Annotated in this window: 16 protein-coding genes; 10 read left to right on the top strand and 6 right to left on the bottom strand. The window is 71.5% G+C overall.

The window, feature by feature from the left end; genetic code table 11:
• Nucleotides 1-2: 2 nt before the first annotated feature.
• Both OL358_RS07935 and pgm read right to left on the bottom strand, forming a co-directional pair.
• A complete protein-coding gene (locus OL358_RS07935) occupies nt 3-1028 on the bottom strand; it encodes a LacI family DNA-binding transcriptional regulator (protein ID WP_264710260.1) in 1026 nt (341 codons plus the stop codon).
• Between the two features lie 70 nt (nt 1029-1098).
• Entirely contained in the window at nt 1099-2739 is a 1641-nt protein-coding gene (gene pgm, locus OL358_RS07940; protein WP_264709432.1) for a phosphoglucomutase (alpha-D-glucose-1,6-bisphosphate-dependent), read from the bottom strand.
• Between the two features lie 225 nt (nt 2740-2964).
• Here pgm and pheA point away from each other — a divergent pair, with 225 nt between their 5' ends.
• From pheA to OL358_RS07955, 3 genes are all read left to right on the top strand, one after another.
• Nucleotides 2965-3942, top strand: a complete 978-nt coding sequence (pheA, locus tag OL358_RS07945) for a prephenate dehydratase (protein WP_264709433.1) — start codon at nt 2965-2967, stop codon at nt 3940-3942.
• Nucleotides 3939-4379 (top strand): pyridoxamine 5'-phosphate oxidase family protein, encoded by a 441-nt coding sequence (locus tag OL358_RS07950; protein WP_264709434.1) that lies wholly within the window; start codon nt 3939-3941, stop codon nt 4377-4379. Before pheA ends, OL358_RS07950 begins: the two co-directional genes overlap by 4 nt.
• 95 nt (nt 4380-4474) lie before the next feature.
• Nucleotides 4475-5551 (top strand): class I SAM-dependent methyltransferase, encoded by a 1077-nt coding sequence (locus tag OL358_RS07955; protein ID WP_264709435.1) that lies wholly within the window; start codon nt 4475-4477, stop codon nt 5549-5551.
• A gap of 113 nt (nt 5552-5664) precedes the next feature.
• Here OL358_RS07955 and OL358_RS07960 read toward each other — a convergent pair whose 3' ends face one another.
• Both OL358_RS07960 and OL358_RS07965 read right to left on the bottom strand, forming a co-directional pair.
• On the bottom strand, nt 5665-6726 hold the full coding sequence (locus OL358_RS07960; RefSeq protein WP_264709436.1) for an LLM class flavin-dependent oxidoreductase: 1062 nt from the start codon (nt 6724-6726) through the stop codon (nt 5665-5667).
• Between the two features lie 44 nt (nt 6727-6770).
• Complete coding sequence (locus tag OL358_RS07965) at nt 6771-7790, bottom strand: LacI family DNA-binding transcriptional regulator (RefSeq protein WP_264709437.1); 1020 nt, start codon at nt 7788-7790, stop codon at nt 6771-6773.
• 144 nt (nt 7791-7934) lie between these two features.
• Between OL358_RS07965 and OL358_RS07970 the strand changes: the two genes are divergently transcribed.
• The 5 genes from OL358_RS07970 to OL358_RS07990 all read left to right on the top strand — a co-directional run bounded on the left by OL358_RS07970 (nt 7935) and on the right by OL358_RS07990 (nt 15259).
• A complete protein-coding gene (locus OL358_RS07970; protein WP_264709438.1) occupies nt 7935-9950 on the top strand; it encodes a beta-galactosidase in 2016 nt (671 codons plus the stop codon).
• Nucleotides 9947-10891, top strand: coding sequence for a carbohydrate ABC transporter permease (locus tag OL358_RS07975; protein ID WP_264709439.1), 945 nt, complete (start codon nt 9947-9949; stop codon nt 10889-10891). The genes OL358_RS07970 and OL358_RS07975 overlap by 4 nt, the downstream gene beginning before the upstream one ends.
• Complete coding sequence (locus OL358_RS07980; RefSeq protein ID WP_264709440.1) at nt 10888-11790, top strand: carbohydrate ABC transporter permease; 903 nt, start codon at nt 10888-10890, stop codon at nt 11788-11790. Before OL358_RS07975 ends, OL358_RS07980 begins: the two co-directional genes overlap by 4 nt.
• 61 nt (nt 11791-11851) lie before the next feature.
• Entirely contained in the window at nt 11852-13189 is a 1338-nt protein-coding gene (locus OL358_RS07985) for an ABC transporter substrate-binding protein (protein WP_264709441.1), read from the top strand.
• Between the two features lie 9 nt (nt 13190-13198).
• Nucleotides 13199-15259 (top strand): alpha-galactosidase, encoded by a 2061-nt coding sequence (locus OL358_RS07990; protein ID WP_264709442.1) that lies wholly within the window; start codon nt 13199-13201, stop codon nt 15257-15259.
• Nucleotides 15260-15412: 153 nt separating this feature from the next.
• Here OL358_RS07990 and OL358_RS07995 read toward each other — a convergent pair whose 3' ends face one another.
• On the bottom strand, nt 15413-16768 hold the full coding sequence (locus OL358_RS07995) for a cryptochrome/photolyase family protein (protein WP_264709443.1): 1356 nt from the start codon (nt 16766-16768) through the stop codon (nt 15413-15415).
• A 56-nt stretch (nt 16769-16824) separates the two neighbouring features.
• The gene (locus tag OL358_RS08000) at nt 16825-17409 is read right to left on the bottom strand and encodes a hypothetical protein (protein WP_264709444.1); all 585 of its coding nucleotides are present in this window, start codon (nt 17407-17409) and stop codon (nt 16825-16827) included.
• A 95-nt stretch (nt 17410-17504) separates the two neighbouring features.
• Between OL358_RS08000 and OL358_RS08005 the strand changes: the two genes are divergently transcribed.
• Nucleotides 17505-18509 carry a LacI family DNA-binding transcriptional regulator gene (locus OL358_RS08005; RefSeq protein ID WP_264709445.1) on the top strand — a complete coding sequence of 335 codons (1005 nt, stop codon included), beginning with the start codon at nt 17505-17507 and terminating at the stop codon, nt 18507-18509.
• A gap of 244 nt (nt 18510-18753) precedes the next feature.
• Entirely contained in the window at nt 18754-20544 is a 1791-nt protein-coding gene (locus OL358_RS08010) for a glycoside hydrolase family 13 protein (protein WP_264709446.1), read from the top strand.
• Nucleotides 20545-20573: the final 29 nt, after the last annotated feature.

The following is a 20573-nucleotide window of genomic DNA, read 5'->3' on the forward strand; positions in this document are numbered from 1 at the left end:
CCTCACGCGCGCGGCGGGGTGCTGCCGCGCACGATGACCTCCACGGGGAGCGGCGGGGACGCGGCATCCCATTCCGGCTCGACGACCGCGCGCACCGCCCGGTAGCCGAGCTCGTCGAGCGGGACCCGCACCGTGGTCAGGCCGGGCGCGGCATCCTGCGCCGACGCGATGTCGTCGAACCCGGCGACCGCGACGTCCGGACCGACCTCGCGCCCCGCCTCGCGCAGCGCCGACATGATGCCGATCGCCACGACATCGCGGATGCCGACCACGACCGTGCCCGCAGCGACGCCCGTCTCGATCAGGCCCTGCGCGCTCGCGTAGCCCGCATCCCGCGTGAACCCCGCGCGGCGCACCTCGAGGATCGCACCGCCCTGCCGCGTGAAGCCCTCGGTGAAGCCGGTCACGCGGTCGTCGAACGTGCGGATGCCCTCGTCGGCGGCGACGATCACGGCCTCGCGGTAGCCGAGGCTCGCGAGCGTGGCGCCCAGCTCCGCTGCGCCGGCACGCTCGTCGGTGCCGACGGTCCGCAGGCCGGGACTTCGGCGACCCAGCACCACGACCCGCCCCCCGGTGCCCGAGAGGGCCTCGAGTTCGGTCTGCAGGTCGGCGGCATCCGGCCCCTCGGTGCGGGAGGCGCCGAGGATCAGCCCGCGGGGGCGCTGACCCCGCAGAGCCCGCACCACGGCCACTTCGCGCTGCGGATCACGCCCGGTCACGGCGATCGTCACGACCAGGCCCGCCTCCTCCGCGCCGCGCGCGACGCCTGCCGCCAGCTGACCGAACGCGGGATCGGCGATGTCTGCGACGACGAGACCGACGACCGCGGAGGTTCCGCGCGCCGTCGCCTGGGCGGAGAGGTTGGCGGTGTAGCCGAGGATCTCGGCCGCGGCCTCGACCCGCTCGCGGTAGCTCTCAGCCACCTTGCGGGTCGAACCGTTGAGCACGCGGGAGGCGGTCGCCAGCGACACACCGGCCTCGCGTGCGACGTCATGCAATGTTGCTGCGCCTCGGGCAGGCGCGTGCATCTCGCTCACGGCCAGATTCTAGGCCTCGAATCGCCGCCCGGTCAGGGGTGTCCGCGACGGGGGGCCGCGCTCAGCCGCCGAGCGCCGCCGAGACGACCGCGCGCGCCTCTTCCTGCACCTCGGCAAGGTGGTCGGGACCCTTGAGGGACTCGGCGTAGAGCTTGTAGACGTCCTCGGTGCCCGACGGGCGCGCGGCGAACCACGCGTGCTCGGTCTGCACCTTGAGTCCGCCGATCGCCGCGCCGTTGCCGGGCGCGTGCGACAGCTTCGCCGTGATCGGCTCGCCGGCGAGTTCGGTGGCGGTGACGGCCTCGGGGGCGAGCTTGCCGAGCGTGGCCTTCTGCGCGGGAGTGGCCGGCGCATCCACCCGCTGATAGGCCGACGAGCCGAACTCGGCCTCGAGCTCGGCGTACCGCTGCGACGGCGTCTTGCCCGTCACCGCCAGGATCTCGGCCGCGAGCAGGCACAGCAGGATGCCGTCCTTGTCGGTCGTCCACACGGTGCCGTCCGTGCGGAGGAACGACGCACCCGCGGACTCCTCGCCGCCGAACGCGACCGAGCCGTCGAGCAGACCCGGAACGAACCACTTGAACCCGACCGGCACCTCGAGCAGGGAGCGACCGAGCGACGCGGCGACCCGGTCGATGATCATCGACGAGACGAGGGTCTTCCCGACCGCGGCATCCGTGGGCCAGTTCGGCCGGTGCGCGTAAAGGTAGTCGATCGCGACCGCGAGGTAGTGGTTCGGGTTCATGAGCCCGGCGTCGGGGGTGACGATGCCGTGGCGGTCGGCGTCGGCGTCGTTTCCGGTGAGGATGTCGTAGTCGTGGCGGCGCGCGACCAGGCTGGCCATGGCCGACGGCGACGAGGGATCCATGCGGATCTTCTCGTCCCAGTCGAGGGTCATGAACCGCCAGGTCGGGTCGACGTCGGGGTTCACGACGGTCAGGTCGAGACCGTGCACCTCGGCGATGAGCGCCCAGTACTCCACGGACGCACCGCCCAGCGGGTCGGCGCCGATGCGCACCCCGGCGTTGCGGATGGCCTCGACGTCGATGATGTTCGCGAGGTCGCGCACGTAGGCGTCGCGGAAGTCGTAGTCGCCCAGCGCGTCGCCGTCGATGTCCTTGAACGGCGTCCTCGCGATGCCCGCGAGGCCTCCGGCGATGAGCTCGTTCGCCCGATCGGCGATCCACCCGGTCGCGTCGGTGTCGGCGGGTCCGCCGTTCGGCGGGTTGTACTTGAACCCGCCGTCTCGGGGCGGGTTGTGGCTGGGAGTCACGACGATGCCGTCGGCGCGGCCCGGATCCGCGGCATCCCGTCCCCGGTTGTAGGCGAGGATCGCGTGGCTGAGGGCCGGCGTCGGCACCCACGAGTCGCGGGAGTCCACCCGCACGTCGATGCCGTTCGCGACCAGCACCTCGATCGCGCTGCGCTCGGCGGGCAGCGACAGGCCGTGGGTGTCCCGGCCGAGGAAGAGCGGACCCTCGATGCCCTGCGACCGGCGGTAGTCGACGATCGCCTGGGTCGTGGCGAGGATGTGGTTCTCGTTGAAGCTCGCGGAGAGCGACGAGCCGCGGTGGCCGCTCGTGCCGAACGCGACGCGCTGCTCGGGCACCTCGGGATCGGGGGCGACGTCGTAGTAGGCGGAGATCAGCTCATCGATGTCGATGAGGTCGGATGCTTCGGCGGGCTGTCCTGCGCGACTCATGGGTCCAGTCTGCCCGGTCGCGGGGGTCCTGTCGCGGCCTTGACGCCGGAAGTCCGCGGGGCGCGGCCCGATGGCGCCCCACCGCGGCGCCGGATGGCGCCCGATCGCGGCGCATAACTCCTGCACCTCGCCGGCGCGGGAACAGGGGATGCCCGCATTTCTGCGGGACTCGGGGCGCTCGGATGCCGAAGTGCAGGAGTTATGCGCCGCACTAGGCTGGCACCCGTGACTTCCGAGGCGCCCGAGACCGAGGCATCCGTCCCCACACGACGCAGCTACAGCTACCTCGGCCCCGCCGGGACGTTCACCGAGGCGGCGCTCGCGCAGGTGCCCGAGGCGCGCGGCCAGGAGTGGCGGCCGGTGCGCAACGTCGGCGAGGCGCTCGCGGACGTGCTCGAAGGGCGGTCGGATGCCGCGATGATCGCGATCGAGAACTCCGTCGACGGCGGCGTGTCGACGGCTCAGGACGCGCTCGCGACGGTGCCGGGTCTGCGGATCGTCGGCGAGTACCTCGTGCCCGTCGAGTTCGTGCTCGTCGGACGCCCGGGCGCGAAGATCGAGGACGTCTCGCTCATCGCGGCGCACCCCGTCGCCTACGCGCAGTGCCTGCAGTGGCTGTCGAAGAACCTTCCCGCGCACGCCCATGTTCCCGCCGCGAGCAACGTCGCCAGCGCGATGGGTCTCATCGACGGGTCCAGTGACGCGGATGCCGCGATCGCCCCGCCCGGGATCCTCGTGCACCACGAGCTCGAACTCCTCGCCTCCGCCATCGGCGACAACGCGAACGCCGTCACGCGATTCGTGCTGGTGAGCCGCACCGTCGCGCCCCCGCCCCCGACCGGCGCCGACAAGACCTCGCTCATCGCCGAGCTGCCCGATGACCATCCCGGTGCGCTGCTCGAGATGCTCGAGCAGTTCGCGACCCGCGGCATCAACCTCTCGCTGCTGGCGTCGCGTCCGATCGGCGACGCGCTGGGCCGGTACCGGTTCGTCATCGACGCGGACGGCCACATCTCGGACGAGCGCATGGCCGACGCCCTGCTGGGCCTGCGGCGCTTCAGTCCGCAGGTCGTGTTCCTCGGGTCGTATCCCCGCGCCGATCGGGCGGTCGTGCGCTACCCGGAGCGATACTCCGACGACGTGTTCGTCGAAGCCCGCGACTGGCTGCGCGGTCTCCTCAGCGGAGAGCCCGACGAGGCATGACCGAGCCTTTCGTCTTCGACCCGTCGAACGAGGTGCACGCGCGCACGCTCGCGCGCCTCGAAGGCGAGCAGGTCGCCTGGATCGGCACGACCGGCCGCGACGGCTATCCGCACGCGGTGCCGGTCTGGTTCCTGTGGCTCGGCGATCGCGCCCTCGTGCTGAGCGAGCCGCGCACCGCGAAGGTCCGCAACCTCGAGGCGGACCCGAAGGTGCTGCTGCACCTCGAAGCCGGCGCGGACGGCGAGCAGCTCGCCGTGCTCCGCGGCCTCGCGACCCTCTCGCCCGGTGCGGGCCCCGAGTGGGCGGAGCGCATCGGCGCCGCCTACGGCGCCAAGTACGACGAGTGGATGCTGCGCCTCGGCCTCACCACCGAGACGATGTTCGCCCGCTACAGCACCGTCATCGAGATCACCCCCGTCTCGCTCATCGCCTGGTAGCCGCTCGCCGGGGCCTCGCCACGAGGCGGTGAGGCTCGTACCCTCTTGGGTGCGGGCGCGTCGCGTGTCCGCCACCTCGCGAACGGGGGTTCCCGATGTCCACCTCGCCCTCCCTCTCCGCCGGCCCCACCGCCGACGCGTTCGCCGAGCGGATGCTGACCTCCGCCCTCGGCTGGATCGACGTCATGTCGGCGTACCTCGGCGATCGTCTCGGCTGGTATCGAAGCCTCGCGGACGCCGGCCCGTCCACGCCGGACGAGCTGGCCGACCGCACGGGCACATCCCCGAGGTACGCACGCGAATGGCTCGAGCAGCAGGCCGTGAGCGGCATCCTCACCCTCGATGACTCCGGCCGGTACACCCTGCCGCCCGGGCCCGCCGAAGTGCTGACGGATGCCGCGAGCCTCGCCTATCTCGCACCGCTGTCCCGTCTCTTCGCGGCGACCGGCGCGCAGACCGCGGCGCTCCTCGAGGCGTACCGCACCGGCGGCGGGGTGAGCTGGGAGCAGTTCGGACCCGACGCCCGTGAGGCCCAGGCCGATCTGAACCGGCCGTGGTTCGGCGAACTCGCCGGGGCGTTCGCCACGGTGCCCGAGTTGCACGCCGTGCTGTCGCGGCCGGGAGCGCGGATCGCCGACATCGGCATGGGCGGCGGGTGGTCGTCGATCGAGTTGGCGAAGGCGCACCCCGGACTCCGCGTCGACGGTTTCGACGTCGACGAGCCGTCGATCGCCCTCGCCCGCGAGAATGCCGAAGCGGCGGGCGTGGCCGATCGCGTGGAGTTCCACAACGCCGACGGCGACGGTCTCGCGCACGACGGCCCGTTCGACGCCGCCTTCGCGTTCGAGTGCATCCACGACATGCCGCGGCCGGTCGAGGTCCTCGAGGCCATGCGGCTGGCCGTGCGCGACGGCGGCCCGGTGATCGTGATGGATGAGGCGGTGGCCGACCGGCTCGTCGCGCCGGGCGACGAGCTGGAGAGGATCATGTACGGATTCAGCCTCTTCTGCTGCCTTCCCGACGGGCTGTCGCACCAGCCGAGCGTGGGCACCGGCACGGTCATGCGCCCCGGCATCCTCCGGCGCTACGCCCAGGAGGCCGGCTTCGCCGATCTGGAGATCCTCCCGATCGAGGACTTCAGCTTCTTCCGCTTCTACTCGCTCACGCGCTGACCCCCGCCCCCGGCCCCCGGCCCGGCCACCCTTCCGTTTGTGCGGGCGAATGTCCGCCCGGGGGCCGGGTGACACGCACATTCGCCCGCACAAACGGAAACCGGCGGGTCGGGTCAGGCGAGGCCGAGCTCGGCGGCGAGGAGGTCGAGCGTCTGCAGGCGGCCGGGGGAGGCATCCATCGGCTCGCCGTCGTAGCTGCCCGCGATGGGCGAGACCATGATCTCGTCGACGCCGTGCGTCGACGCGAACTCCCGCAGCCGGGTCGCGACCGCGTCGGGGGTTCCCACGAACCAGTTCGCACGGGCCGAGTCCATGAAGGAGTCGCCGAGCCCTTCGAAGTCGGCGGCGCCGGCGAGCGACTGCTCGACCGTCTCGAGCGGGATGAGCGGGCGGTTCGTCCGCAGCCGCGCGGTCATCCGCAGGTTCGGCAGCACGCGCTCCTCGGCCTCGGCGTCGGTCGGGGCGGCGAGCACGTTCGCGGTGAGGAACGTGCGCGGCTCGGGGTGGGCCTCGCTCGGCCGATAGGCCGAGCGGTACAGGTCGAGCGCGCGCTCGAGTCCCTGGCCCGAGAAGTGGTTCGCGAACACGTACGGCAGCCCGACCGATGCGGCCAGCTGCGCCGAGTAGTCGCTCGAGCCCAGCAGCCACACCTCGGGGACCGTCGCTGCGGCGGGGGTCGCGTGCACGTCGTAGGTGCCGCCCGAGGTGAAGCGCACGCTGGCACCCTCGGGTGAGACGAGCGACACGATGTCGCGCACGTGGTCGGGGAAGCGGTCGACGTCGCTCGTCGTGCCGCTCTGGCGCAGCAGCTGCGTGATGACCGGATCCGAGCCGGGCGCGCGGCCCAGCCCGAGGTCGATGCGTCCCGGCGCGAGCGCCTCGAGCGCCGCGAACTGCTCCGCGACGACGAGCGGCGAGTGGTTGGGCAGCATCACGCCGCCCGATCCGAGCCGGATGCGCGACGTGCGTGCGGCGGACGCCGCCGCGAGCACCGGCGGCGTCGTCGAGGCGACGGCCGGCATATTGTGGTGCTCGGCGAACCAGTACCTCCGGAAGCCGAGCTCGTCGGCGCGGGTCACGAGGGCGAGGGATGCCGCGACCGCCTGCGCGCTCGTCTGCCCGGCACGCACCGGCACGAGGTCGAGGACGGACAGGGCCGGGGTCGCAGTGCTCATCCCCGGTACCAACCCGCGGCCCGCGCTCGGCATTCCACGGCCGGTCAGGCCGAGCCGCGCCAGACGACGGGGCACTCGAGGACGCGGCCTTCTGTGCCGGGGTCTTCGCCGCGCAGCTGGCGGAGCACCGACTCCGCCGCGGCCCGGCCGAGCTCGGTGGCGGGCTGGTGCACGGTCGAGAGCGGGGGATCGGTGCGCAGCGCCCACGAGCTGTCGTCGAAGCCGACGACGCCGACATCGTCGGGGATGCGGCGACCCGCCGCCTGGAGGACGTCCATCGCGCCGGCGGCGACGGCGTCGCTGGAGGCGAAGACGCCGTCGATGTCTGGCGCGCGCTCGAGGAGGGCCCGCATGCCGGCCTGCCCATCCGAGTAGGAGTACAGCGGGATCCGCTCGACGAGCTGGGGGTCGAAGCGGTTGCCCAGGGCATCCACGAAGCCGGCGAGGCGGTCGGAGCCGGAGTCGCGGTCGAGCGCCGGCGCGATCATGCCGATCCGCTTCCTGCCGGTCGCGACCAGGCGGGAAGTGATCTCGCGGGCTGCGCCTCGGTTGTCGATCGCGACGTAGGCGGCGTCGCCGATGTCGCGCGGGTGGCCCACGAAGGCGGCGGGCAGAGCGAGGTCGGCGATCGCCCGCGTGATCGGGTCTCCCACGCGGGCTGAGACGATGATGACGCCGTCGATCAGTCCACCGCTGAGATAGCGGGCGAGGCGATCGATGTCACGGGTGGAGTCGGCGATGAGGAAGGACAGCTGGTAGTCGGCCTCCGACAGCGCCGCGTTCGCGCCGAGGAGGATCGACCCGATGTTCGGGTCCTCCACGAAGAGCGAGTGGGGCTCGTGGACGATCAGCCCGATCGCCTGCGAGCTCTGCATGACGAGGCTGCGGGCGGCGCGGTTGGGGATGAAGCCCACCTTGGCGATGGCGGCGTCGATCGCCGCGCGGGCCTCGTCGGAGACGTAGGGCTGACCGTTCAGGACCCGACTCACGGTGCCGCGGGAGACTCCGGCCTCCGTGGCGACGTCCTTGACCGTTGCGCGTCGTCGGCGTCCGTTCGTCTCCACCGCCCCATCGTATGTGCACGCGCACAACTTATGCGCGTGATGTTGACAGCGAACTCGGTCGTGCATACTCTGTACACGTTCACAGAACCTCAGCGCAGAGGAACGGCGCTCGGAACTGTGCACGTTCACAGATCTGAGGAGCGCATGACCACCCCCGCCCGGCCCTTCGAGCACGACGGCATCGCGTTCGGTTGCGACTACAACCCCGAACAGTGGACGCCCGACGTGTGGGACGAGGACATCGCCCTGATGGGCGAAGCGGGCGTCGACCTCGTCGCGATCAACATCTTCGGCTGGTCCCACATCGAGCCCCGCCCGGGGGAGTACCGCTTCGACGCGCTCGACGACGTCCTCGGCCGCCTCCACGCCGCGGGCATCCGCGTGAACCTCGGCACCGGCACCGCGTCCCCTCCGGCATGGCTCGCCACCGCGCACCCCGAGATCCTGCCCATGGCCGAGGACGGCACGCGTCGTTACCCGGGCGGACGTCAGGCGTTCTGCCCGAGCTCGCCGGTGTTCCGGGATGCCGCGATGCGACTGGCCGGCACCGTGGCGCGCCGCTACGCCGACCACCCCGCGGTCGAGCTGTGGCACGTCTCGAACGAACTCGGCTGCCACAACGCCCTCTGCTACTGCGACGAGAGCGCCGCGGCCTTCCGCCGCTGGCTCCGCGCCAGGTACGGCACGCTCGACGCGCTGAACGCCGCATGGGGCACCGCCTTCTGGAGCCAGACGTACGGCGACTGGGACGAGATCCTCCCGCCGCGCACGACGCTCTCGGCCCGCAATCCCGGCCAGGCGCTGGACTTCCACCGCTTCAGCTCCGACGAGCTGCTCTCGTACTACCGGGCGGAGGCCGAGGTCATCCGCGCGGTGAGCGCCGTGCCCATCACGACCAACTTCATGGTCACCGCGCACATCGAGAACCTCGACTACTGGTCGTGGGCGGCCGACATGGACATCATCGCCAACGACCACTACCTCGACAACCGTCTCGCCGATCCTCGCGCGGAGCTCGCCTTCGCTGCCGACCTCTCGCGCGGACTGGGCCGTGGGGCGCCCTGGATCCTCATGGAGCACTCGACCGGCGCCGTCAACTGGCAGCCCCTCAACAAGCCGAAGGCGGCCGGCGAGATCATCCGCAACTCGCTCACCCACGTCGCCCGCGGCGCTGACGGCGTGTGCTTCTTCCAATGGCGCGCCTCCGTGCAGGGGAGCGAGAAGTTCCACTCCGCGATGCTCCCCCACGCCGGCACCGACACGGCCGTGTGGAGAGAGGTCGTCGAGCTCGGCGGCATCGTCGAGCGCATCGGCGAGGTGGCGGGCTCGCGCGTCGAGACCGACGTCGCCCTCGTCTTCTCGTGGGAATCGTGGTGGGCGACCCAGACCGACTCGCGTCCGAGCCAGGCCCTCGGCTACCTCGACCAGGTGCACGCCGCGTACGGCGCGCTCCACGCGCTCGGCCTGACCGTCGACATCGTCGCACCCGGCGCCGACCTCTCGGCGTACCGGCTGGTCGTCGTGCCCGGACTGCACCTGGTGCGCCAGGAGGAGGCATCCGTCATCACCGACTGGATCGCCGCCGGCGGCACCGCGCTCATCACCTTCTACAGCGGCACCGTCGACCAGGAAGACCGCGTCTGGACGGGCGGCTACACCGGCCCGTTCCGCGACGCGCTCGGCATCCGCATCGAGGAGTTCGCGCCGGTCGCCGCCGGCAGCACCCTGACCCTCACCGACGGCACCACGTCGACGCTGTGGTCGGAGCGGTCGCACGTCACGACGGCGCAGGTCGAGGCATCCTTCGCGGACGGACCCTCGGCCGGCCACCCGGCCGTCACCCGCAACGCGTGGGGCGACGGCACGGCCTGGTACCTCGCGACGCTCCCCACCCCGGAGGCGTACCGCGCACTGGTCTCCCGTCTCGCGGACGACGCGGGCGTGCGCGCTGCGGCGGAGGTCCGCGGCGCGAGCGACGCCCTCGAGATCGTCAGGCGGAAGGGGACGGATGCCTCGTACCTCTTCGTCGTCAACCACGGCGAGACGCCGGCCGTCGTGACGGCCGCGGGCGTCGAGCTGGTCACCGGGATGCCGGTCGCCGCGGACGTCGCGGTCCCCGGCGGCGCGGTGCGCATCATCAGAGAGGAGGCGGCCGCATGACCGCCACCGAAGTCCTCGTCACACGAGGAGCACGAGGAGCACGGAAAGGGCGGCGGCCGTCCGACACGGTACGGCGCAAGACCCCGCACAAGGGCGCGATCGCGATCTTCACAGGTCCGTTCAGCGTGCTGTTCCTGCTGTTCTACCTGATCCCCATCGGCTACGCGGTGTGGCAGTCGCTCCTCGTCGTCGAGCGCGACGGGCTCTACGGCGAGCCGACCGAGGTCTTCGGCGGGCTCACCCAGTACCTCCTCGTCTTCCAGAACGCGCCGTTCTGGGAGTCGGTCGGACGGGTGCTCCTGTTCGGCGTCGTGCAGGTGCCGATCATGCTGGGCCTGGCGCTCCTGTTCGCGCTGCTGCTGGATTCGCCGGTGCTCAAGGGCAAGAAGTTCTTCCGCCTCGCGTTCTTCGCGCCGTACGCGGTGCCCGGCGTCATCGCGGCGATCATGTGGGGCTTCCTCTACTCGCCGAACCTGTCGCCCTTCACGCAGGTGACGCAGAACGTCGACTTCCTGTCGCCGCAGCTGGTGCTCTGGTCGATCGCGAACGTCGTGACGTGGGTGTTCGTCGGCTACAACATGCTGATCATCTACTCGGCGCTCCTCGCGATCCCCGCCGAGGTGTACGAGGCCGCGCGCCTCGACGGCGCCGGTCAGGTCCGCATCGCGTGGTCGATCAAGATCCCGATGATCGCCCCGGCGCTCATCCTGACGGCGGTCTTCTCGATCATCGGCACGCTGCAGCTGCTCGCCGAGCCCCAGGTGTTCCGCTCGTTCAGCGCCGCGGTGTCGAGCACCTACACGCCGAACATGACCATCTACGCGACCAGCGCGATCCCGAACACGCACCTGGCGGCCGCCTTCTCGGTCGTCCTCGCCCTGGCGACGTTCGTGCTCTCGTTCGTGTTCCTCAAGGTCACCCAGCGGAAGGCCGAGCAATGAGCCTCCTCACCCGTACCGCCGGCGCGACCGCCGACGACCTGAAGCCCTCCTCGCGCGGGCCGAAGGAGAGCATCCTCTCGCGCGGAGCCGCGCTCATCGTGATGGGGGTCTTCACCCTCTACTTCCTCGTGCCGATCTGGTGGCTGTTCATCGCCTCCACCAAGGACCGCGGCGACCTGCTCACGACGAACGCCCTGTGGTTCGCGGACTGGAACTTCTTCGCCAACGTCGGCGACCTGCTGACCTACAACGACGGCATCTACGTGCGGTGGCTCCTCAACAGCCTCGGCTACGCGGGCGTCGGCGCGCTGCTGGCGACCGTGTTCGCGGGCATGTGCGGCTACGCCCTGGCGAAGTACCGGTTCCGCGGGCGTGAGGCGTACTTCAACACGGTCCTCGGCGGTGTTCTCGTCCCGGCCACGGCACTCGCGCTCCCGCTGTTCCTGCTGTTCAGCCAGGTCAACATGACCAACACGTTCTGGGCCGTGCTGCTGCCGAGCATCGTGAGCCCGTTCGGCGTGTACCTCAGCCGCATCTACGCGTCGGCGAGCGTGCCCGACGAGCTCATCGAGGCCGGCCGCATCGACGGCGCGAGCGAGGTGCGCACGTACTTCACGATCTCGATGCGCCTGATGATGCCCGCCCTCATCACGGTGTTCCTCTTCCAGTTCGTGTCGATCTGGAACAACTTCTTCCTGCCGCTGATCATGCTGCGCAGCCAGGAGCTGTTCCCGGTCACCTACGGCCTCTACTCGTGGAACACGCAGCTCAACCAGATCCCCGAGCTGCGCACGTACGTCCTGGTCGGGTCGTTCCTCTCGATCGTCCCGCTCATCATCGCCTTCCTCCTCCTTCAGCGCTTCTGGCGCAACGGCCTGGGCACCGGGTCCGTGAAGTGAGTCCCCGCCGAGGGGCCAGCCCCCGGCATCCGTTGTAATCACCCACCAAGTAAGGAATGACATGCAGCACAACAAGAGGGCAGTCGTCACCGGCGTCGCACTGCTCAGCGCGCTCGCGCTGGCCGGATGCTCCGGCGGAGGCTCCGGAACGGACAACGGCGGCGGCGGGGATGCCGCAGCCTGCGCGCCGTCGGACGGAGACGTGACGCTCGAGTTCACCTCGTGGATCCCCGGCATCGAGGACGTCGCCGCGCTCTGGAACGAGGAGAACCCCGATATCCAGGTGGAGGTGCAGACCGGCCCGAACGGCAACGGCGGCACCTACCAGAGCTTCTTCAGCCAGCTCGAGGCGGGCAACGCGCCCGACCTCGGCCAGATCGAGTACGACGCGCTCGCGAGCTTCCGCGTGCAGGACGGACTCGAGGACCTCTCGGTGTGCGAGGACGTCGTCGCCGCCGAGGCCGAGTTCATCCCGTGGACCTGGGGCCAGGTCACCCTCGGCACCGACGGCGTCTACGGCGTGCCGCAGGACTCGGGCCCCATGGCGCTGTTCTACCGCTCCGACCTGTTCGAGCAGAACGGCATCGCGGTCCCGACGACGTGGGAGGAGTACAAGGAGGCCGCCAAGGCCGTGCGCGCCGCCGGCGGGTACATCACGAACTTCTCCACCGCCGACATCAACCAGTTCGCGGGCTTCGTGTGGCAGGGCAACGGCGACTGGTTCTCCAACAACGGCGAGGAGTGGACGGTCGACCTGACCGGCGAGCAGTCGACGACGGTCGCCGAGTACTGGCAGGAGCTCCTCGACGAGGACCTCGTCGCCACCTACCCGGCTTGGACCGAGGAGTGGAACAACGCCTACAACTCGGGTGAGGTCTGGACCTGGAACTCCGCCGTGTGGGGCGCGAACTCCATCTCGTCCGGCGCTCCCGACACCGCCGGCAAGTGGTCGGTCGCTCCGTCCCCGCAGTGGGAGGCCGGCGACGCCAGCTCCGGCAACTGGGGCGGCTCGTCGATCGCGGTCTTCAAGGGCACCGATCACCTCTACGAGGCGACCAAGTTCGCGCTGTGGCTCAACACCTCGGACGAGGCGCTGACCGCGCTCAACAAGTCGGCGAACATCTACCCCGCCACGACGGCCGGCCTCGAGCTGCCGTCGCTGCAGGAGGGCGTCGAGTTCTACGGCGGCCAGAAGATCTACGACGTGTTCGCCGAGGCGGCCGCGCAGGTCAACCCCGACTTCGTGTGGGGTCCGACCATGACGCAGACCTACGCCGACGTGTCGGACGGCTTCCAGAAGGCCGTGACGGGTCAGGGCACGCTGCTCGAGGCCCTCGCCGCGGCGCAGGAGTCGACCATCGCGACCCTGAAGGCGCAGTCCATCCCGGTTGCGGAGTAGTCTCCCCGCGTGATCCATCACCTCCGTGCCGCGGGAGTCAGCCTCGTGCTCGACTCCCGCGGCTCGGGCGTTCCCGCGATCGTCCACTGGGGACGAGACCTCGGGGCGCTCGCCGAATCAGACCTCGTCCTGCTCGCCGACGCGACGGTCCCCGCGGTGGCGCCGAGCTCGATCGACGCCCCGCTGCGGCTCACGCTGCTGCCCGCACTGGCCGACGGCTGGTCGGGCCTTCCCGCGGTCTCCGTCGAGGGCACCCGCGCGGCGCCGCGGCAGCTCGGCACGGTGCGCGACGGCGACGTCATCGTCACCGAGTGCGCGTGGGCGGATGCCGTCATCACGACCCGTCTGGAGCTCACCCCGCAGGGCGTGCTGCTCGCCGCCCAGGCCGTGCGCAACGACGGGATCGCTCCGGTCGTGCTCACGGCAGCGGGCGTCGCCCTCCCGGTGCCGGACCGCGCGCGCGAGACGCTCGACTTCTCGGGACGCTGGGCGGGAGAGCGCCGCCCGCAGCGGGCGACCCCCGGTCAGGGCGTGTGGCTGCGCGAGTCCCGGCACGGCCGCGGCGGCCACGACGAGCCGTTCCTGATGGTCGCGGGAACGCCGGGCTTCGGCTTCGGCGCGGGCGAGGTGTGGGCGACGCACCTGGCGTGGAGCGGCGACACCCGGCTCTGGTTCGAGCGCACCGACCTCGGGCCGGCCGTGCTCGGCGCCGGCGAGCGGCTCGGCGCTCTCACGCTGCCGCCCGGCGAGGCGTATGAGGGTCCGACGGTGGTCGCGACATGGTCGGCCACCGGACTCGACGGCCTGTCGGACCGCCTGCACCCGTGGGTGCGCTCGTGGTCGACGCTCGACCGGCCGCGGCCGGTCACCCTCAACACGTGGGAGGCGGTGTACTTCGAGCACTCGATCGACCGGCTCGCGCCCCTCATCGACCGCGCCGCCGAGGTGGGCGTCGAACGGTTCGTGCTCGACGACGGCTGGTTCCTGGGGCGCACCGACGACCGCCGAGCGCTCGGCGACTGGACGGTCGATCCGGTGCGGTGGCCCGGGGGGCTGGGCCCGCTCATCGAGCGCGTGCACGCCCGGGGGATGGAGTTCGGCCTGTGGGTCGAGCCCGAGATGGTCAGCCTCGACTCGGACCTCGCGCGGCAGCATCCGCAGTGGCTCCTGACCGACCCCGAATCGGTCACGTGGCGCTGGCAGCACGCCCTGGACCTCTCGCTCCCCGAGGTCGAGCACCACCTGTTCGAGCGCCTCGACGCACTGCTGGCCGAGTACCCGATCGCGTACCTCAAGTGGGATCACAACCGCGACCTGCTGGTGGCGGACTCGGGCGCCCAGGTGCACGCGCTGTACCGGCTGATCGACCGCCTCCGCGCGGCGCATCCCGATGTCGAGATCGAGTCCTGCGCTTCCGGCGGCGGACGGATCGACCTCGGCATCCTGCGTCGTGTCGACCGCGTGTGGACGAGTGACACCAACGACCCTCTCGTGCGGCAGGCCATCCAGCGGTGGACGGGAATCGTGATCCCGCCCGAATACCTCGGCTCGCACGTCGGCGATGCGCGCGCCCACACGACCGGACGCGTCAGCGCGCTCGGATTCCGCCTCGCGACGGCGCCGTTCGGCCACGCCGGCATCGAGTCCGACCTCACCCGCGTCTCGCCCGGCGACCTCGACGCCGTGCGCACGTGGGCGGGGGTGCACCGGCGGTTCCGCGGCCTCCTGCACTCCGGCCGGGTCGTGCGAGCGGATGCCGCCTCCGACGCCGTCGTGGTGCACGGGGTGGTCGCGCACGACCGGGGCGAGGCGCTGTTCTCGTACGCGGTGCTCGACGCGACCGATGCCGCCCTTCCCGAGCCGCTGCGGCTGGTCGGCCTCGACCCGGAGCTGCGGTATCGCGTCGAGGCGGTCGATCTCGGTGCCGCGCCCGCGGTGCTGCAGGACGCGGCGCCGCCCTGGTTCGCGGCCGGTGTCGTGCTTCCCGGCCGGGTTCTCGCCGAGACCGGCCTGGCGATGCCGCTCCTTCTTCCCGGCAACGCCGTCGTGCTGCACGTCGCCGCGGTCTGACCTCGTTGCTCGCTGTGTACCGGACTCAGGATGAAGGCGCCCGGAACGCACCTGCCGACGGCGTCTCGGGGGTGTGCGAGACGGGTCGTCCTGAGTCGGGTACAGCGCGGTGGGGCGCCGGGTCCGGCCGGTCGGCCGGACAGCACAGCCGGCTCAGCCGCGGGGCGCCCGCTTGACGACGTCGTACGCCGCGAGGGCGGCCTTGCGCGTCTCGCCGAGGTCGACGATCGGCTCGGGCGGCTCGTCCGACAGATGCTCGGGCGCCCACCGCCGCACGTAGTGCCCGTCAGCGTCGAACTTCTTCGCCTGCAGGTCGGGGTTGAAGATCCGGAAGTACGGTGCCGCGTCGGCGCCGGAACCCGCCACCCACTGCCAGTTGAACGGGTTGTTCGCGGCATCCGCGTCGACCAGCGTGTCCCAGAACCACTGCTCCCCGCGTCGCCAGTCGACGAGCAGGTTCTTGACGAGGAAGGATGCCGCCACCATGCGCACCCGGTTGTGCATGTAGCCGGTCTCCCACAGCTCGTGCATGCCGGCGTCGACCAGGGCGACCCCGGTGCGTCCGCGCTGCCACGCGTCGAGCTGCGCGGGATTCAGCCGCGGCCACGGGAACGCGTCGAACTCGCGCCGCAGGTTCGTCGTCGCGAGGTCGGGCGAGTGGAAGAGCGTGTGCCACGCGAACTCGCGCCATCCGAGCTCCGAGAGGAACCGCGCCCCGCGCCCCTGCTCGACGGCTTCATGCCACACGGTGAAGGGGCTCACCTCGCCCCATCGCAGCCGCGGCGACAGCAGCGACGTCGCCCCGGCCGAGGGCTCGTCGCGCGCCCGGCCGTATCCGTCGAGGTCGTGCGCGAGGAACTCCCGCAGCCGCCGCCGCCCCGCAGGCTCGCCCGGCTCCCATGCCTCGCGAAGTCCGCCCGCCCAGTCCGGGTCCGTCGGCAGCAGCCCCCAGTCCGCGAGTTCGTCGGAGGGGATCGGATGCCGCACCCCCGCGATCTCGCGAGGCTCAGGAAGGGGTGCGCGCGGCGCGGGAAGGCCGAGGCAGGCGCGCCAGAACGGCGTGAACACCGAGAAGTGCGTACCGGCGCCGGTCTTCACGGTCCACGGTTCGAACAGCACCGACCCGGCGAAGGACGACACCTCGACGCCGTCCTCGCGCAGTGCGGCCTTGAGCGCGGCGTCGACCTCGCGCTCGGGGCCGCCGTACCGCCGATTCCAGAAGACGGCGCCGGCCGCGGCATCCGTCACCGTCTCCTTCACGACGCGATCGGCCGGACCGCGCCGCAGCACCAGGCGTGCGCCCCGCTCGGCCAGCCGCTCGCCGAGCGAGGTCAGCGAGTGGTGCAGCCACCACCGTGCGGCGCCGCCGAGGGGCCGGATGCCCGGCGACTCCTCGTCGAGCACGTAGAGCACGATCACCGGCTCGTCGCGGTCGATCGCCGCGCGCAGGGCCGGATTGTCGGCGAGGCGCAGGTCATCGCGCAGCCACACGATCGACGGGCTCGACATGGGTCCATCCTGCCGCGCCTCGCGCGGAGCGATGCGGGCTTGACAGGCCCGGCGCGCTACTGCCGCACGAAGGGAACGGACGCGTTGTACCCCTCGGTGCCGAGGTGCAGCACGAGATCGTCGTCGGCGCAGGTGTAGGACGACGCCGACACGGGCCACTCGGCGAGGGTCTCCGCCGTCTCGGACGCGAAGATCGCGCTCGCCCTGCCGTCGTCGGTCGGGACGACGATCAGGTCGTTTTCCTGGGCGGTGAGCGCGAGCGCGTCGCCGTCCGTCTCGTAGTCTCCGGTCATCGTGCCCCCGAGGGCCACCGACGCGGTGTGCCCGAGCCACGTGACCGAGGTCGGCACGCTCTGGGTGAACGCGAACGTGCCGTCGGTCGCGAATGAGATGGTGGCGGATGCCGCGGGATCGATGACCGCGTCGGGGTACTCGAGACCGCCCGGCAGGGCGTCGTAGATCGGCTGGAGCTGCTCGGCGCCGACAGACCACGTGCCGACGATGCACTCGGGTGTGGGCGTCTGGGTGGGTGTGTCGGTGGCGCGCGGTGTCTCGGCATCGGTCGTCGTCGCCGTGCACCCGGCCGAGACGGCCGCGATCACCGCGAGGAGGGCCAGCGTGCGTGTCGCTCTCAGCAGCATCCGTCCATCATCGGGGTTGCGGGGCCGCGATGCGACACGTGCGGTCCCTGCTCGGCGCTTGCGTGATCCTGCAAGTTCTTGCGTACACTGACGGCATGTCGAAGCGTCTCGCCGAAGTGGCGCGCAAGGTCGGTGTCAGTGAGGCCACGGTCAGCCGCGTGCTCAACGACAAGCCGGGAGTGTCCGACGCGACGCGCCAGGCCGTGCTCACCGCGCTCGACGTGCTCGGCTACGAGCGCCCCACCAAGCTCCGCGGGGAGCGCGCCCGCCTCGTCGGGCTCGTGCTGCCGGAACTGCAGAACCCGATCTTCCCCGCGCTGGCCGAGATCATCGGCGGCGGGCTGACCCAGAACGGCTACACGCCGCTGCTGTGCACGCAGAACGCGGGCGGCATCACCGAGTCGGACTACGTCGAGCTGCTCCTCCAGCAGCAGGTGTCGGGCGTCATCTTCCTCGGCGGCAACTACAGCCAGGCGGATGCCGCGCACGACCACTACGACAGGCTTCGACAGGTCAACCTCCCGACGGTGCTGGTCAACGCGCGCATCCCGAAGCTCGACTTCGCGACCGTCTCGACCGACGACGGCGCGGCGGCCGAGCAGGCGATCCAGCACCTGCACCAGCTCGGCCATCGCCGGATCGGGATGCTGCTCGGCCCCCTCGACCACATCCCGTCGCAGCGCAAGCTCGCGGCGGCGCGACCGCTGCTCGAGCGGCTGGGTTCGCCGCTCGACGACGCCCTCGTGGTGCGGGGCCTGTACTCGCTCGAGTCCGGCCAGGCGGGAGCATCCCGCCTCTTCGCCGCCGGCGCGACCGCCGTCGTCTGCGCGAGCGACCCGCTCGCCCTCGGAGCCGTGCGCGCCGCGCGCCGTGCGGGACTGCGCGTGCCCGACGACGTCAGTGTCGTCGGATTCGACGACTCGTTCCTGATGAGCTGCACCGAACCGCCGCTCACGACCGTGCGTCAGCCGATCGAGTCGATGGGCCGCACCGTGATCGACCTGCTGCTGTCGCAGATCGCCGGCACGACCGAGCCCGGTGACGAGCTGCTCTTCGAGCCCGAGCTCGTCCTGCGGGCGTCAACGGGCCCCGCCGCCTGACCCCCTCCTCCGCTCCCTCCCCTCCCTCCGGTCCGTTTGTGCGGGCGAATGTGCGCTCGCTGGGTGGCTCGCACGCACATTCGCCCGCACAAACGGACGCCGCGGCTGGTTGACGCGCGCGAGACGGGATGACTCGCCGTCATAAGATCGTGATCTTGCGTGAATCTGTTCAAGACTTGCAAAAGAAGCGAACCCGGAATACATTCTTCGCATCGAGTCCTTCCCCCCGACGACGAGGAGATCCGTGGACAGCGACGTCCTCACCCGAGCCGATCAGGCGCCAGCCGCGCCGGCGCCGCCGACCACCGACCCGCTGTGGTGGCGCTCCGCCGTCATCTACCAGGTCTACGTGCGCAGCTTCGCCGACGGGAACGGCGACGGCACGGGCGACCTCGCGGGGGTGCGGGCCCGGCTCGGCTACCTGAAGGACCTCGGCGTCGACGCGATCTGGTTCAACCCCTGGTACCCGAGCCCGCTCGCCGACGGCGGCTACGACGTGCAGGACTACCGCGACATCGACCCCCGCTTCGGCACGCTCGCCGAGGCGGAGGCGCTCATCGCGGAGGCGCTGGAGCTCGGCATCCGCACCATCATCGACGTGGTGCCGAACCACATCTCGGACCAGCATCCGTGGTTCCAGGAGGCGCTGGCAGCCGAGCCCGGGAGCCCGGCGCGCGAGCGGTTCTGGTTCCATCCGGGCAAGGGCGAGAACGGCGACGAGATCCCGACGCACTGGGTCTCGAGCTTCCAGGGCGAGACGTGGACCCGCACCACGAACCCCGACGGCACGCCGGGGGAGTGGTACCTCCACATGTTCACGCCCGAGCAGCCCGACCTGAACTGGAACCACCCCGACGTGCGCCGCGAGCACGAGGACATCCTGCGCTTCTGGTTCGACCGAGGCGTCGCGGGCGTGCGCATCGACTCGGCCGCGCTCCTCATCAAAGACGCCGACCTGCCCGAGGTGGGCGAGAAGCCCGACCACCCCACCGAGGACCGCGACGAGCTCCACGACGTGTACCGGTCGTGGCGAGCGATCGCCGACTCCTACCCCGGAACGCGCGTGCTCGTCGGCGAGATCTGGGTGCCCGACATCGACCGGTTCACCGCCTACCTGCGTCCCGACGAGATGCACACCGCGTTCAACTTCGATTTCCTGGCGCGCCCGTGGGGGGCGGCATCCTTCCGCGAGTCCATCTCGGCGACCCTCGCCGCGCACGCGCCGGTCGGCGCTCCGAGCACGTGGGTCCTCTCCAACCACGACGTCACGCGCCCCGTCACGCGGTACGGCCGCGAGGACACGGCGTTCGCGTTCCTCAAGAAGCGCTTCGGCGTGCCGACCGATCCGCAGCTCGGCCTGCACCGCGCCCGCGCCGCCGCCCTGCTCGTCGCCGCGCTCCCGGGAAGCCTGTACATCTATCAGGGCGACGAGCTCGGCCTCCCCGAGGTGGAGGACCTCCCGCTCGACCTCATCGAGGATCCGATGCACTTCCGCTCGGGCGGCACGGACCCGGGAAGGGACGGATGCCGCGTCCCGCTGCCGTGGACCGGATCCTCGGCCCCGTTCGGCTTCGGACCGGACGGCTCGGCGCCGTGGCTCCCGCAGCCGGCGGGGTGGGACGGCCTGACGGTCGAGGCCCAGCTGGCCGACCCGGACTCCACGCTCACCCTCTACCGCGAGGCGCTGCGCCTGCGGCGCGCACTCCCCGCCCTGGGCGACGGCCCGCTCGCGTGGTGGGACGACGCCTTCCCCGCGGCAGACGCCGTCCCCGCGGCATCCGCCGTCCCCGCGGCATCCGCCGGGCCTGCGGCATCCGACGTGCTCGCCTTCCGCCGCGGCGACGACTTCGCGTGCGTCGTGAACACCGGCGACGACCCCGTGCCGCTCCCCGCGGGCACGGACCTCCTGCTCTCGAGCTCGCCGCTCGAGCACGGCGCCCTTCCGGGCAACGCCACCGCGTGGCTGCGCATCGGCGCAGCGACGGATCCCCACCCCACCGCACACACCACGGAGGCTCCCGCGCCGAGAGGCTGACGCGGGATCCGCCATACGAAAGGAAAGAC

The organism is Microbacterium sp. SSM24 (assembly GCF_025989145.1).
Classification (GTDB): domain Bacteria; phylum Actinomycetota; class Actinomycetes; order Actinomycetales; family Microbacteriaceae; genus Microbacterium.